Annotated in this window: 13 protein-coding genes; all 13 read left to right on the top strand. The window is 56.9% G+C overall.

Annotated features, from left to right (window positions below; translation table 11 throughout):
- Nucleotides 1-57: 57 nt before the first annotated feature.
- Complete coding sequence (cheA, locus tag QZ725_RS00705; protein WP_293775556.1) at nt 58-2,196, top strand: chemotaxis protein CheA; 2,139 nt, start codon at nt 58-60, stop codon at nt 2,194-2,196.
- A gap of 28 nt (nt 2,197-2,224) precedes the next feature.
- Complete coding sequence (locus QZ725_RS00700; RefSeq protein ID WP_293775555.1) at nt 2,225-2,716, top strand: chemotaxis protein CheW; 492 nt, start codon at nt 2,225-2,227, stop codon at nt 2,714-2,716.
- A gap of 93 nt (nt 2,717-2,809) precedes the next feature.
- Entirely contained in the window at nt 2,810-3,688 is an 879-nt protein-coding gene (locus QZ725_RS00695; RefSeq protein WP_293775554.1) for a CheR family methyltransferase, read from the top strand.
- A gap of 12 nt (nt 3,689-3,700) precedes the next feature.
- A complete protein-coding gene (gene cheD, locus QZ725_RS00690; RefSeq protein ID WP_293775553.1) occupies nt 3,701-4,306 on the top strand; it encodes a chemoreceptor glutamine deamidase CheD in 606 nt (201 codons plus the stop codon).
- A 42-nt stretch (nt 4,307-4,348) separates the two neighbouring features.
- On the top strand, nt 4,349-5,425 hold the full coding sequence (locus tag QZ725_RS00685) for a chemotaxis response regulator protein-glutamate methylesterase (protein WP_293775551.1): 1,077 nt from the start codon (nt 4,349-4,351) through the stop codon (nt 5,423-5,425).
- Nucleotides 5,426-5,570: 145 nt separating this feature from the next.
- On the top strand, nt 5,571-5,969 hold the full coding sequence (gene cheY / locus QZ725_RS00680) for a chemotaxis response regulator CheY (protein ID WP_293775549.1): 399 nt from the start codon (nt 5,571-5,573) through the stop codon (nt 5,967-5,969).
- Nucleotides 5,970-6,001: 32 nt separating this feature from the next.
- Entirely contained in the window at nt 6,002-6,628 is a 627-nt protein-coding gene (gene cheZ / locus QZ725_RS00675; protein WP_293775548.1) for a protein phosphatase CheZ, read from the top strand.
- 21 nt (nt 6,629-6,649) lie between these two features.
- The gene (locus tag QZ725_RS00670) at nt 6,650-7,843 is read left to right on the top strand and encodes an HDOD domain-containing protein (protein WP_293775546.1); all 1,194 of its coding nucleotides are present in this window, start codon (nt 6,650-6,652) and stop codon (nt 7,841-7,843) included.
- Nucleotides 7,844-8,068: 225 nt separating this feature from the next.
- On the top strand, nt 8,069-9,235 hold the full coding sequence (gene flhB / locus QZ725_RS00665; RefSeq protein ID WP_293775545.1) for a flagellar biosynthesis protein FlhB: 1,167 nt from the start codon (nt 8,069-8,071) through the stop codon (nt 9,233-9,235).
- Nucleotides 9,232-11,319: a flagellar biosynthesis protein FlhA gene (gene flhA, locus QZ725_RS00660; protein WP_293775543.1), complete on the top strand. Its 2,088-nt coding sequence runs from the start codon at nt 9,232-9,234 to the stop codon at nt 11,317-11,319. The genes flhB and flhA overlap by 4 nt, the downstream gene beginning before the upstream one ends.
- A complete protein-coding gene (flhF, locus tag QZ725_RS00655) occupies nt 11,316-12,653 on the top strand; it encodes a flagellar biosynthesis protein FlhF (RefSeq protein ID WP_293775542.1) in 1,338 nt (445 codons plus the stop codon). The genes flhA and flhF overlap by 4 nt, the downstream gene beginning before the upstream one ends.
- A complete protein-coding gene (locus QZ725_RS00650) occupies nt 12,646-13,467 on the top strand; it encodes an antiactivator of flagellar biosynthesis FleN protein (protein WP_293775540.1) in 822 nt (273 codons plus the stop codon). Before flhF ends, QZ725_RS00650 begins: the two co-directional genes overlap by 8 nt.
- A 3-nt stretch (nt 13,468-13,470) precedes the next feature.
- Nucleotides 13,471-14,202, top strand: a complete 732-nt coding sequence (locus QZ725_RS00645; RefSeq protein WP_293775539.1) for an RNA polymerase sigma factor FliA — start codon at nt 13,471-13,473, stop codon at nt 14,200-14,202.
- Nucleotides 14,203-14,309: the final 107 nt, after the last annotated feature.

Genomic DNA, 14,309 nt, shown 5'->3' with positions numbered 1-14,309 from the left:
GGGATGCAGGTGGAGAGCAGGGGACGAAGCTCTGCGTAAAGAACAAGAGGTACGGTCATGACCATCGACATGAGTCAGTTTTTTCAGGTTTTCTTTGATGAAACCGAAGAACTGCTGGCAGAGATGGAAAAGCTGCTGCTCGCGGTAGATATGGATGCGCCTGACGCAGAAGATCTCAACGCGATCTTCCGCGCTGCACACTCGATCAAGGGTGGTGCTGCTACTTTCGGGATTACCGATCTGACGGAAGTCACGCACGTTCTGGAAACCTTGCTCGACAAGATTCGCAAAGGCGAGATGGCATTGCTGCCGGAGCATGTGGATGCTTTCCTCTCTGCCAAGGATGTTCTCAAGATGCAACTGGACGGGCATCGCCTGCATACGCCCGTCGATCTGGATGCGGTGGCCGATGTGCGCATCATGCTGGAATCGCTTGCGCATGAAGCCGGGGCACATGTCTCTGTTCAGGAAAAGGCAAACGTCACGGCAGCCCCAGCTGTTGCCGTGCCGCTGGGCAGCGGCGAACATCTCTTCCGTATTACCCTTCCGCAAACCGTGGTCGCGCGCGATGTGGACGCGCTGGCGGCAGAACTGGGTTTGCTCGGCACCATTGAACGCCATGCGTTGCCCGATCAGCGAACTGAATTCACGTTGAAGACGGTCGAAGGCGAAGATAGCATTGTTGCGATTTGCTCCTTCATTCTCGATCCCAAGGATCTGCAGATTACGCAAGATGTCGTTGCGACTGCAGGTGCTACGCAGGCCGTGCCGGCTATTGATGAGGAGGCGCAGGGTTATGGCTTCTTCGAACCGCTGCACCCCGATATTGCCCATCAGGCATCCGTCAGTGCACAGGAGAACGCACAAGGCTATGGATTCTTTGCGCCGTTCGAACCGAATGGTCAAGGTGTTGCAACGACTACGGAGCAGGCCGGTGGTCATGCCGCTGAAGGTGTGCAGGATCGCAAAGCGGTCAAGCGCGAAGAAAAATCTGCGACAGTCAGTGCCGAGTCGAGTTCGATCCGCGTCGGTATCGAAAAAGTCGATCAACTGATCAACCTCGTCGGTGAGCTCGTAATTACGCAAGCCATGATCGAGCAACGCACCGGTACGCTTGACCCCATGCTGCATGAAAAATTGCTCAATAGCGTGTCGCAACTGACACGTAACACGCGCGATTTGCAGGAGGCGGTTATGTCCATCCGCATGATGCCGATGGACTATGTGTTTTCGCGTTTCCCGCGCATGGTGCGCGATCTGGCTGGCAAGCTGGGCAAGAAAGTCGAATTCGTGACGCACGGAGCGGCAACGGAACTCGACAAAGGCTTGATCGAGCGCATTGTCGATCCGCTCACGCATCTTGTGCGCAACAGTATCGATCATGGCATTGAACTGCCGGATGTGCGGGTGGCGGCAGGCAAGGCGCCAATGGGGCAGCTTTCCTTGTCCGCTGCACACCAAGGCGGCAATATCATCATCGAAGTCAGCGACGACGGCGGTGGCCTCAATCGTGAGCGCATTCTGGCGAAGGCCGGTCAGAACGGCCTGGCTGTCAGCGACGATATGCCGGATGCCGAAGTATGGCAATTGATCTTCGCCCCCGGTTTTTCGACGGCAGAGGCGGTAACGGACGTGTCAGGCCGTGGCGTCGGCATGGATGTGGTCAAACGTAATATCACTGCCATGGGCGGCGTGGTCGATATCAAGTCGAGTAAAGGTTTTGGCACGACGATTTCGATCTCACTGCCTTTGACGCTGGCGATTCTGGACGGGATGTCGATCAAGGTGGGAGAAGAAATCTACATTCTGCCTTTGGGCTATGTGGTTGAATCCTTGCAGCCCGCGACGGACGATATCAAGGAAATCACGGGACAGGGCCGTGTCGTTAAGGTGCGGGGCGAATACCTGCCGCTGATTCCGCTGTACAAAATTTTTGATGTGACGCCACGTTTTACCGATCCATCTCAAGGTATCTTAGTGATTCTGGAGTCAGAAGGACGCAAGGCTGCTTTGTTTATCGACGATCTGGTCGGGCAGCAGCAGGTGGTTGTCAAAAATCTGGAATCGAATTACCGCAAGGTGGCCGGTGTGTCCGGTGCAACGATTCTGGGGGATGGTGGTGTTTCGCTGATTATCGATGTTGCCGCACTGTTGCGGTCCAGCAGACAGTTGAACGAAGAACCGATGTATTTCTGACCCGAAGATTTCAATAAGGAGAGACGGGATGAACGATGTATTGAAAACCAGCGCAACCGGTGGCGAAACCGGTAATGAATTTCTCGCCTTCAAACTCGGCAAGGAGGAATACGGGATCGATATTCTGAAGGTGCAGGAAATTCGCGGCTATGAAGCTGTTACGCGTATTGCCAATGCGCCGGACTTCGTCAAAGGCGTGGTCAATCTGCGCGGCATCATCGTGCCGATCGTAGATATGCGTATCAAGTTCAATCTGGGTGAACCGACCTATGATCAATTCACGGTCGTGATCATTCTCAATATCGGCGGTCGTGTCGTCGGAATGGTAGTCGACAGCGTTTCTGATGTGATTACGCTGGCCGCCGAACAGATCAAACCGGCGCCGGAAATGGGTACCGCTTTCAATACGGATTACCTGATCGGTCTTGGTACGTTGGATGAGCGCATGCTGATTCTGGTTGATATCGACAAATTAATGTCGAGCTCGGAAATGGGCTTGATCGAAACGATGGCTGCCTAAGTGCTGCTCGAACAGCTTTGCGCAGACGAAGCGGGCGCATGATCAAGGTGGCGGGAGATCGCGTAAGGCGAGGAGCATAGAGGAATCGGCAGCATGAAAGCAAACGCGCAAGCCCGGCCGGAAGGCACCAAGGAATTCGAGTTCACTGCACGCGATTTTGAACGTGTGCGTGGTCTCATTTATCAACGTGCAGGTATTGCCCTAGCGGAGAGCAAGCAGGAGATGGTCTACAGCCGTTTGGCGCGCCGTCTGCGTGCTACCGGCATTCGTTCCTTCACCACGTATCTGGATTCGCTCGAACATCAAAGGGACGATGCCGAGTGGGAAGCCTTCACCAATGCGCTGACCACCAACCTGACGTCGTTCTTCCGTGAATCCCATCACTTTCCGATTCTTGCTGATCATCTGAAGAAGGTGAAGACGCCGATCGACATCTGGTGCAGTGCCGCCTCGACAGGTGAAGAACCGTATTCGATTGCCATCACCGCGTGCGAAGCCTTCAACACGCTGACGCCACCGGTGCGTATCATCGCGACCGATATCGATACCAACGTGCTGCACACAGGCGAAGCCGGTATTTATCCGATGGATCGCGTGGACAAGATGTCCCCTGAGCGTTTGCGCAAGTTTTTCTTGCGTGGCAAGGGCGCGCAGGCAGGCATGGTGCGCGTGCGACCAGAACTGCGGCAGATGATTACATTCCGTCAGTTGAATCTGTTGTCGGATCATTGGCCGGTTACCGGCCAGTTCGATACGATCTTCTGTCGTAATGTCATGATCTATTTCGACAAGCCGACGCAAGGCAAGATTCTCGACCGTTTTGCCCCGATGATGAAGGACGATGCGCTGCTGTTTGCCGGCCACTCGGAAAACTTCCTGTATGCCAGCAATGCCTACAAATTGCGTGGCAAGACGGTTTATGAACTCGATCCCAACCGTAACGCTGGCGGATCGAAAATGCGGCGTGGATAAGGTGGAGGTTGTATGAACGCACCAGTCAACGAGCATTTCGCGACGAATATCTATTTCGATCGCCAGTTCGACCGCGACGCGGCCAAGATTTTGCCGGGTGAGTACTACTACACCAACAAGGACATGCTGATTGTCACCGTGCTGGGCTCTTGTGTCTCGGCCTGCATTCGCGATCGCGTCTCCGGCGTGGGCGGCATGAATCATTTCATGCTGCCGGACGGCGATGCCGACAGCCCGGTTTCAGCCTCTGCGCGCTACGGCACCTATGCAATGGAAATCCTGATCAACGATTTGTTGAAGTCCGGTGCGCGGCGCGAAAATCTCGAAGCCAAGGTATTCGGTGGCGGCAATGTGCTGCGCGGTTTCGTCAACATGAATGTGGGTGAGCGTAATGCGCAGTTCGTGCGTAATTTTCTGAAGGTAGAAAACATCCGCATCGTGGCGGAAGACCTCAACGATATCTACCCGCGCAAGGTTTACTATTTCCCGCGCAACGGCAAGGTGCTCGTCAAGAAGCTCAAGCAACTCAACAACAACACATTGGTCAACCGCGAACAGGATTATGCAAACCGTCTGCAGTCGAACAATGTCAGTGGGGACGTCGAACTCTTTTCGTGATTTCGATTGTTGACAATAACAAGACAGCCATAAGGCAGCTTTATGAAAACCAAGGTTCTTATCGTCGATGATTCGGCGCTGATTCGCAGCGTCATGAAGGAAATCATCAACAGCCAGCCCGATCTCGAAGTCGTGGGCGTGGCACCTGATCCGATCATCGCACGTGATCTGATCAAGCAGACCAATCCCGACGTGCTGACGCTCGATGTCGAGATGCCCAAGATGGATGGTCTCGATTTCCTCGAAAAACTGATGCGTCTGCGCCCGATGCCTGTCGTGATGGTTTCGTCGCTGACCGAGCGCGGTTCGGAAATCACGATGCGCGCGCTGGAGCTGGGAGCGGTCGATTTCGTGACCAAGCCCAAGATGTCGATTCAGAGCGGCATGCTCGAATATACCGAGCTGATCGCGGACAAGATTCGTGCAGCGGCCAAGGCGCGCATCAAGCCGCGCACCGTGCCCGCACCCGGTAGCGCACCTGCTGCAGGTACGGTCTTGCCACAGATTCGTAACCCGCTGACCAGTAGTGAAAAGCTCATCATCATTGGCGCATCGACGGGGGGTACGGAAGCGATCAAGGACTTTCTGGTACAGATGCCATCGGATTGCCCAGGCATTCTGATTACGCAACACATGCCTGCCGGATTCACCAAATCGTTCGCGCAACGTCTGGACAATCTATGCAAGATCAGCGTCAAGGAATCGGAAGGTGGCGAGCGTATCCTGCCAGGCCACGCCTATCTGGCGCCCGGGCATTCTCACCTGCAATTGGTCCGTAGCGGTGCCAACTACATGACGCAACTCGATCAGGGGCCACCAGTGAATCGTCATCGCCCTTCGGTCGATGTGCTGTTTCATTCGGCGGCGGTTTGCGCCGGCAAAAATGCGATCGGTGTCATCCTGACCGGCATGGGCAAGGATGGCGCGCAGGGCATGCTGGAAATGAAAAACGCCGGTGCCTACAACTTTGCGCAGGATGAAGCCTCGTGTGTCGTGTTCGGCATGCCGCGCGAAGCAATTGCGGTTGGTGCCGCACATGAAGTCGGCGCTTTGCAAGCTTTGCCGGGCATGGTTCTGAACTATTTGGCAACAAACAGCAGTCGCGCGTTGCGGGTATGACGAACAGTGGTTGTTTGCCGGCTCTTTTTGTTGCTGTGGCAGGCCGCTCACAGTGCATAATAGCGATGACTCGGCAATCCGCCGTCCCACCATATCCGATTCCTCGTCGGGATCGATGACGAATCAAGAATGAATGGAGTAATACATGGCAGGTCCCAATACCAAGTTTCTCGTTGTTGACGATTTTTCGACGATGCGTCGCATTGTGCGCAACCTGTTGAAAGAGTTGGGTTACACCAATGTCGATGAAGCAGAAGATGGCGCGATGGCCTTGGCCAAATTGCGTAGCGAATCTTTCGACTTTGTCGTCTCCGACTGGAACATGCCCAATATGGATGGGCTGACCATGCTGCAGCAGATTCGTGCCGATCCCGCACTCTGCAAGTTGCCGGTACTGATGGTGACGGCTGAGGCGAAAAAGGAAAACATCATAGCTGCCGCACAGGCAGGTGCCAATGGCTATGTGGTCAAGCCTTTCACGGCGGCCACGCTTGACGAAAAACTCGCCAAGATCTTCGAAAAACTCGCGAGCGCCGGAGCCTGATCTTGACAACCGTTTCGGCAGGAGCGGAACAAATGGAAGCAACGCACGCTGCGCCCGTCAGCGAGGAGATGCTGGCACGCGTCGGTCAGATGACGCGTTCGTTGCATGAAAGTCTTCGTGGCCTCGGATTCGACCAACTGATCGAACGCGCCTCGCACGACATTCCTGATGCGCGTGATCGGCTCGATTACGTAGCACGCATGACCGAACAGGCCGCGCAACGCGTACTCAACGCAACCGATGCGGCCGGGCCGCTGCAGGAAACCATTCAGGACCAGTCCCGCGCGCTTTCTTCCGACTGGCAACAACTGCTGGCCGGGCCATTTTCCGAACAGGCTTGCCGTGATCTGGCGGCACGTACCGTCAGCAATCTCGATGGCATGCAACAGGCATCTGCCGAAACGCGTCAACACCTGCTCAACATCATGATGGCGCAGGATTTCCAGGATTTGACAGGGCAGGTCATCAAGCGGGTGACCGAGTTGGCGCATGGCCTGGAGCAGCAACTGCTGCAACTGCTCGTCGATTACGCACCGGCCGAGAAAAAGCGTGAGGTCGATACCGGCCTGCTCAACGGTCCGCAAATCAATCCCACCGGCCAGGATGTGGTCGCGACGCAAGAACAGGTCGATGATCTGCTCGACAGTCTCGGTTTCTGATTCTCTACAGCCGTTTTCCTCATGGCAGAAAAATTCATTGTTCGTTCGTCGTTGCTGAGCGCCGCTCACCAGATCACGGGTTATGAACTGGCTTGTTACAGCGGTGCTTCAGGTGAGGGCATGGCGGGTGATGAGGAGTTGTCTGAGCTGGTGGCCGCGGTTAACCGGCAATTGGTCGATGAAGACGGCAACTGGCAACTGGGTGAAATGTCTGTCTTGCTCGAGGCCACACCTGCATTGCTGTCCAGCGCGGGGATCGGTGCATTGCCGGCAGAAAAAATCATTTTGCGTTTGAGTCATGCCGATCTGGTGGATGCAGACGTGCAGGCACAGGTTTTGGCCTTGCGTCAGCGCGGATTTGGTATTTGCCTTTGCAATGCCGATGCATGGTCGGTAGAAATGCCCTTGTCCCCGGCGGTCTCTCACGCGGAAGGCGAATTCACCAAGCAGGATGGCAAGGCCGATGTCTTGCTGGCTGCGGGTATCCAGCCACTGGTACGCCCGGTGCGCGACTGGGCTGCTTACGAAGTTGCGACGGCGATGGGGCTGGCCGTATTGCCGGGCAATCTGTATCTGACCCCGCATCAACAAGAGCGCAAGGCGTTGAATCCGGCGCAGCTCATCATCATTCAGTTGATGGATATGGTGCGCAACAATGCCGATGTACGTCATCTTGAGGATGTGCTCAAACGCGATGCTGCGCTCTCGTACAAACTGCTGCGCTATATCAACAGCGCCAGTTTCGGTCTCGGTGTGGAAGTGCAGTCGCTGCGCCATGCGGTGACCATCCTCGGTTATTCACCGCTGTATCGCTGGCTGACCTTGCTGCTGGCTTCGGCCAGCGACAACAGCGATAGCATTGTCCTGACGCAGATGGCCATTGTGCGTGGCCGCATTGCCGAACTGATCGGGCAGGCATCCCTGCCGCGTGGCGAAGCGGACAACCTGTTCGTGGTCGGCATGTTCTCGTTGCTGGATCGTCTGCTGGGCATGCCGATGGCGGAAGTGTTAAGCAATATTCATCTTTCCGAGCCGATCTCTCGTGCCTTGCTGTCGCGCGAAGGCATTTACGGCCCATTCCTGTCGCTGGTCGAAGCTTGTGAGAGTGGCAACGGCAAGCTGGCAGCGATTGCCGATGCATTGTTCCTGAGCCAGCGTCAGGTTAATGACGCGCATCTTGCGGCGCTTGCCTGGGCACAAAAAATCAAGCTCTGAACCGGGTAAATCGGCGATGGTGGCGGTATCTGCCTGCAGCCATTTCCAGCCGACTTTGCCTTACCTGCATTTTTTATCCGACGGTTTTGCCCGGCAGAAATGCTAATAGCGGGTAGTTTCCCTTCTTATTCCCCCGATGGTCGTGACGGCTTCTGCCCAATAATCGCACTCATTGGTCCGTGAAGCGTCATCTCGAACGCCTGCCGGACCGTACAGGAGTCGGCCTTGGCTGAAGAAAGCGATCTCGAAAAGACAGAACCCGCGTCACCGCGCAAGCTTGAAAAAGCGCGTGAGGAGGGGGATGTTCCACGTTCGCGCGAACTGGCTACCTGTACCTTGCTGCTGGGTGCCGCTGCGGCCCTGTGGTTCACCGGCGGCAGCATGATCCGCCAACTCAATGTCGTTCTCGCATCGGGCCTTTCGTTCGATCGTGAAATGGCATTCGACATGAATCGCCTGTTCACCCATCTCGCCGCCCATCTCGTCGATCTGGCGATTGCTTTTGCACCCATGGCATTGATCCTGATCGTGGTGGCACTGGCTTCACCGATGTTGATCGGCGGCTGGCTGTTCAGCGGCAAGGCACTGCAACCGAATTTTGGACGCATGAATCCGGCCAAGGGCCTGGGCAACATGGTGTCTACCCGTTCCGGTGTCGAACTGCTGAAGGCGGTCGGCAAGACGATTCTGGTCGGCACGATTGCCTGGATGGTCATCAAATTTGAAATCGATTCCGTGATGGCCTTGAGCGTCGAACCATTGAAAAGCGGTGCCGAACATCTGGGGCACCTGATGCTGATGAGCTTCACGTTCATCGGCAGCGGTCTGATCATCATCGCCGGTATCGATGCGCCGTACCAGATTTGGCAGCACGGCAAGAAACTCATGATGACGCGTCAGGAAATCCGCCAGGAAGCCAAGGAGTCCGACGGTAACCCGGAAATCAAGGCCAAGATTCGCCAGCAGCAACGTGAAATCGCTCGTCGCCGCATGATGACCGAAGTACCGAAAGCCGATGTGGTCGTCACCAACCCAACGCACTATGCCGTGGCGCTCAAGTATGCGGAAAACGGCATGCGCGCGCCGAAAGTCGTAGCCAAGGGCGCCGACGAAGTCGCCGCCAAGATTCGCGAAATCGCAGCAGAAAACAATGTGGTTCTGCTGGAAGCGCCGCCGCTGGCCCGTGCGCTGTATCGCCATACCGATCTCGGCGATGAAATCCCGGAAAAACTCTATGTTGCCGTGGCCGAGGTGCTGGCCTACGTGTTCCAGTTGCGCGCTTACACCAAGAATGGCGGCAATCGCCCGAAAGCACCAAAAGATCTCGACGTACCAGCCGATATGGACCCGCTCAACCCTGCAGCAGAAAACGCCAACGGTAGCCAACAATGAACAGCCTGAAAATGCCCGTCTGGATGTCTGGCGCGAATACCAAACTCATCGCCGCGCCGATTCTCATCATCATGATGCTTGCGATGATGGTGCTGCCGTTGCCGGCCATTGCGCTGGACATGCTGTTCACCTTCAACATCGCGCTGTCGATCATCGTTCTGCTGACCGCGCTGTACACCGTCAAGCCGCTGGACTTCATGGTCTTCCCGACCGTGCTGCTGGTTTCCACCATGTTGCGTCTATCTCTGAACGTCGCCTCCACGCGCGTGGTGCTGACCGAAGGCCATACCGGCCCCGATGCAGCGGGCAAGGTAATCGAGGCGTTTGGTCACTTCCTGATCGGTGGCAACTACACGGTCGGTATCGTCGTCTTCGTCATCCTTACCATCATCAACTTCACGGTCGTGACCAAGGGTGCTGGTCGTATTGCCGAAGTCGGTGCGCGTTTCGCCCTCGATGCAATGCCGGGCAAGCAGATGGCGATCGATGCCGATCTGAACGCCGGTCTGATTGGCGAACAGGATGCACGCCTGCGTCGTACCCAAGTGGCACAGGAAGCTGAGTTCTACGGCGCGATGGACGGTGCCAGCAAATACGTACGGGGTGATGCGATTGCCGGCATCATCATTACGGTGATTAACGTTATCGGCGGTCTGATCGTCGGTATGGTCCAGCACGATATGGCGTTCGGGAATGCGATCAGCAACTACACGCTGCTGGCCATCGGTGACGGTCTGGTTGCGCAGATTCCTTCGCTGATCATTTCGACTGCAGCCGGTATCGTGGTTTCGCGTGTAGCCAGCGAGCAGGACATTGGCGGCCAGTTAGTCGGTCAGATGTTTGCCAAGCCACAAGTGCTCTACATCGCTGCCGGCATCATCGGTGGCATGGGCATCATCCCCGGCATGCCGCACGTGGCCTTCCTGTTCCTCGCATCGCTGCTGGCTGGTGCCGCCTACCTGATCACGCAACGCGCCAAGAACGAACCGCAGATCGAAGCGGAAGTGGCTACCGCACCGAGCACTGCACCGGAAGTGGAAGAGGCAACTTGGGGCGATATCGTGCAGGTCGACACGCTGGGTCTCGAAGTCGGTTATCGCCTGATCCCGCTGGTGGACAAGGCACAAAGCGGCGAACTGCTACGTCGCATCAAGGGCATTCGCAAGAAATTTGCACAGGAAGTCGGTTTCCTGTCGCCGCCGGTTCACATCCGCGACAACCTCGAACTCAAGCCTTCGGCCTATCGCATCACGCTCAAGGGCGTGGAAGTCGGTAGCGGCGAAGCGCATTCCGGGCAATTCCTGGCCATCAATCCTGGCGTGGTAACGGGTGAACTGCCAGGCGTGCCAACCAAGGATCCGGCTTTCGGTCTGCCTGCAACCTGGATTGAAAACAATCTGCGCGAGCAGGCACAAGGCATGGGTTACACCGTGGTCGATGCCGGTACGGTCGTCGCCACACACCTCAACCACTTGATCACCACGCACGCGGCCGAACTGCTGGGCCGTCAGGAAGTGCAAGCCTTGCTGGATCATCTGACCAAGGAATCGCCAAAGCTGGTCGAAGACCTCGTGCCGAAGCTGATTCCACTGTCGTCGCTGCAGAAAGTGCTGCAAAACCTGCTGATCGAAGGCGTGCACATCCGCGACATGCACACCATCATCGAAACGCTGACCGAACACGCTGCCTACACGCAAGACGTTAACGAGCTGACCGCCGTCGTACGTGTGGCACTGGGGCGGGCCATCGTGCAGCAACTTTTCCCGGCTGCGAACGAACTGTCTGTCATGACGCTGGACAACCGCCTCGAACGCCTGCTGACGCAAGCGCTGCAATCGGGCGGTGCCGACGGCGCCGGTATCGAACCAGGCTTGGCCGACACGCTGGCAGCACAAGCCGAAGCTGCTGCGCGCCATCAGGAGCAAATGGGCTTGACGCCCGTGTTGCTGGTGCCGGCACAACTCAGAACATTGCTCTCGCGCTTCCTGCGCCGGGCCATTCCGCAATTGAAGGTGTTGTCGCACGCCGAAGTGCCAGACACCAAAACCATCAGGGTCACTAGTCTAGTTGGAGGACAGGTATGAACGTCAGAAAATTCACCGCGCCCACGTCGCGCGAAGCTTGGCATCTGGTGCGCGAGGCGCTTGGTCCCGATGCCGTGATCCTGTCCAACCGTTCGGTGCCGGGTGGCACAGAAATCCTGGCGCTGGCCGGTGAAGACATGGCGGCACTGGCAGCGCCCGTCGTCGAGAAATCGGCGATTTCGGCACAGACGCTGGCAGCCTTGTCGCCCAAACGGATCGAGCAGGCAGCACTGTCGTTTGCACCGCAGGCATCGAGCGTGCAGGTCAAACCGGCTGCCAAGTCTGCACCATCGGCTGCACAAGTGCCATCCGCCATCGCATCGGCGCCAGCGCAAATCGCTACCGCACCGGCATTCGACCGCAGCGAATTCGACAGCATGATGCGCGAGATTCGCTCCATGCGCGGCATGCTCGAGACGCAGTTGGCTGAACTGGCCTGGACCGATCATCAAAAGAAACAGCCCGCCAAGTCGAGCGTGCTGCGTGAAATGCTGGCAGCCGGCTTCAGCGCCAGCCTGTCGCGTTACATGGTCGAACGCATGCCTGCTGCCGTGACGCACAAGCAAGGCATGGACTGGATCAAATCCATCCTGTCGAAAAACCTGACCAGCATCGGCAACGAAAACGAAATCCTCGAAAAAGGTGGCGTCTATGCCCTGGTCGGCCCGACCGGTGTTGGCAAGACCACCACCACGGCCAAGCTCGCAGCGCGTTGCGTGATGCGTCATGGCGCAGGCAAGCTCGCGCTGATCACGACGGATGGCTATCGTATCGGCGGTTACGAACAACTGCGCATCTACGGCAAGATCCTCGGCGTGATGGTGCATTCGGTCAAGGACGAAGCCGATCTGCGTATTGCGCTGGAAGAACTCAAGGGCAAGCACACCATCCTGATCGATACCGCTGGCGTGAGTCAGCGTGATCGCATGGTGTCCGAGCAGATTGCCATGCTGGCTGGTGCCGGTACCGAAGTCAAACGCCTGCTGTGCCTGAATGCCACCTCGAATGGCGAAACCCTCAACGAAGTGGCACGCGCCTATCGCGGTGATGGTCTGGCCGGTTGCATATTGACCAAATTGGACGAAGCTGCAACCATTGGTAACGCGCTCGACGTGGCGATCCGTCAAAAGCTGAATCTGTACTACGTGGCCAACGGCCAACGCGTACCGGAAGATTTGCATGTGGCGAACAAGGCTTATCTGATCGATCGCGCCTTCAAGCTCAAGCGCGAAACCGCACCATTCCGTTTCAGTGAATCGGAACTCCCGCTGGTCATGGCAAATACGGCACGTGCAATGAACGATCAAACTCTGCGTGAGGTGATGCTTGGCTAATTTCGAATGCGATCAGGCAGAAGGATTGCGCCGTTTGCTGGCCGGGCCGCGCCCGCGCATCGTCACGTTCCTGTCTGCCGCCTCGGTTGGTGAGAAAAGCACCATGCTCGTCAACCTCGGTGCCTCGCTGTCAGCCTGTGGCCGCAATGTAGTCTTGCTGGACGCTTGCGCTTCGCAACACGGTATCGCTCGCCGCATGGGTGTCGATGTACCGGCAACGTTGCTGGATGTCTCGCGTCAGCATCGCGCCTTCGATCAGGCTGTGCAAATCATGCCGCAGGGTTTTCAGCTTGCTTCGCTGACGGCCGGATCGCGCCGCCCGATGACTACGGAAGTAGGAGAAGGGCGTCGTCTCGGCAACACCTTCCACGTGCTGGCCGCACAAACTGATGTGATTCTGGTCGATGCCGAACTGGATCAGCACGACAATCTACCTTTGCCTGTCATGAACAATGGCGAAATCGTTTTGCAGGTTACGCCGGATGCCGCCTCGATCAAGGAAGCCTACGCGCTGATCAAGCGTCTGTACGCGCAACTCGGCCGTCGTCCGTTTGGTATTCTGGTGACAGGTGCCGATGAACAGGAAGCCGAGCGCGTCTACCAGAACATAGAAAAGGCCGCAAACCGTTATCTGGCGCTCCAGTTATTTTCGATCGGCTCGATCCCGGCCGATGAGCAAGTGACGCGTGCCGCACGCCTTGGCCGGGCGGTAATCGATGCTTTTCCACGTGCCGGTGCCGCAACGGCCTTCCGTCGGCTGGCAGAACGCTTTACCATGCTGGACAGTACAAGAGAGATAAGAGTCGGGGTTTGATTGATGTACACAGCGGCCGGAAAATCGGACAAGGATCATCTCGTCAGCGAGCACGCGCCGCTGGTGAAGAAACTTGCGCATCAGATGAAGGCCAAACTGCCGCCCAGCGTCGAAGTCGATGACCTGATCCAGGCCGGCATGATGGGTTTGCTCGATGCGGTCAACCGCTATGAAGAAACCCACGGCGCGCAGTTCGAAACCTATGCTGTACAACGCATTCGCGGAGCCATGCTCGACGAGTTGCGCAGCAGCGACTGGATGCCGCGCAGCATGCGCCAGAACATGCGCAAGATCGAGGTGGCGATGAATGCGCTGCAGCAGCAGCTCGGTCGTCCACCGAATGAAAGCGAAGTTGCCAAGCAGCTCAAGCTGTCGCTGGCCGACTATCAGGATTTGCTCAGCGATGGCGGCGGCCACCAACTCGTCTATTACGAAGACTTCCACGATAGCGAAGATAACGAGCATTTCCTTGATCGCTATTGCACGGACGAATCGCCCGATCCGCTGCAAAGCCTCATGAACAGCGGCTTTCGCGCCGCCGTCATTTCCTCCATCGAAGCCTTGCCCGAACGCGAGAAGATTCTCATGGGCCTGTACTACGAACAGGAAATGAACCTCAAGGAAATCGGCGCCATCATGGGCGTCACTGAATCACGCGTCTCGCAGTTGCATAGCCAGGCCATCGCACGCATGCGTGCCAATTTACGGGAGAAGGCGTGGACTGGGGTAGCCTGATCGGGATTGCGCTGGCCGTCGGCGGTTTGCTGATCGGCCAAAAGCTCGAAGGTGGCACGCTCGAATCGCTGGTCCAGCCGGCGGCATTCGTCATCGTGGTCGTTGGC

This window comes from uncultured Oxalicibacterium sp. (assembly GCF_913776015.1).
Lineage (GTDB): Bacteria > Pseudomonadota > Gammaproteobacteria > Burkholderiales > Burkholderiaceae_D > Oxalicibacterium.
The sequence above is the reverse complement of the archived record's forward strand: the minus strand, read 5'-3'. Positions and strand labels throughout refer to the sequence as shown.

Coding starts and splice junctions, on each gene's coding strand:
- flhA (WP_293775543.1), top strand. CDS start 9,232: ATGAACAGCCTGAAAATGCCCGTCTGGATGTCTGGCGCGAATACCAAA.
- cheA (WP_293775556.1), top strand. CDS start 58: ATGACCATCGACATGAGTCAGTTTTTTCAGGTTTTCTTTGATGAAACC.
- QZ725_RS00685 (WP_293775551.1), top strand. CDS start 4,349: ATGAAAACCAAGGTTCTTATCGTCGATGATTCGGCGCTGATTCGCAGC.
- flhF (WP_293775542.1), top strand. CDS start 11,316: ATGAACGTCAGAAAATTCACCGCGCCCACGTCGCGCGAAGCTTGGCAT.
- QZ725_RS00700 (WP_293775555.1), top strand. CDS start 2,225: ATGAACGATGTATTGAAAACCAGCGCAACCGGTGGCGAAACCGGTAAT.
- QZ725_RS00645 (WP_293775539.1), top strand. CDS start 13,471: ATGTACACAGCGGCCGGAAAATCGGACAAGGATCATCTCGTCAGCGAG.
- cheY (WP_293775549.1), top strand. CDS start 5,571: ATGGCAGGTCCCAATACCAAGTTTCTCGTTGTTGACGATTTTTCGACG.
- QZ725_RS00695 (WP_293775554.1), top strand. CDS start 2,810: ATGAAAGCAAACGCGCAAGCCCGGCCGGAAGGCACCAAGGAATTCGAG.
- cheD (WP_293775553.1), top strand. CDS start 3,701: ATGAACGCACCAGTCAACGAGCATTTCGCGACGAATATCTATTTCGAT.
- QZ725_RS00670 (WP_293775546.1), top strand. CDS start 6,650: ATGGCAGAAAAATTCATTGTTCGTTCGTCGTTGCTGAGCGCCGCTCAC.
- cheZ (WP_293775548.1), top strand. CDS start 6,002: ATGGAAGCAACGCACGCTGCGCCCGTCAGCGAGGAGATGCTGGCACGC.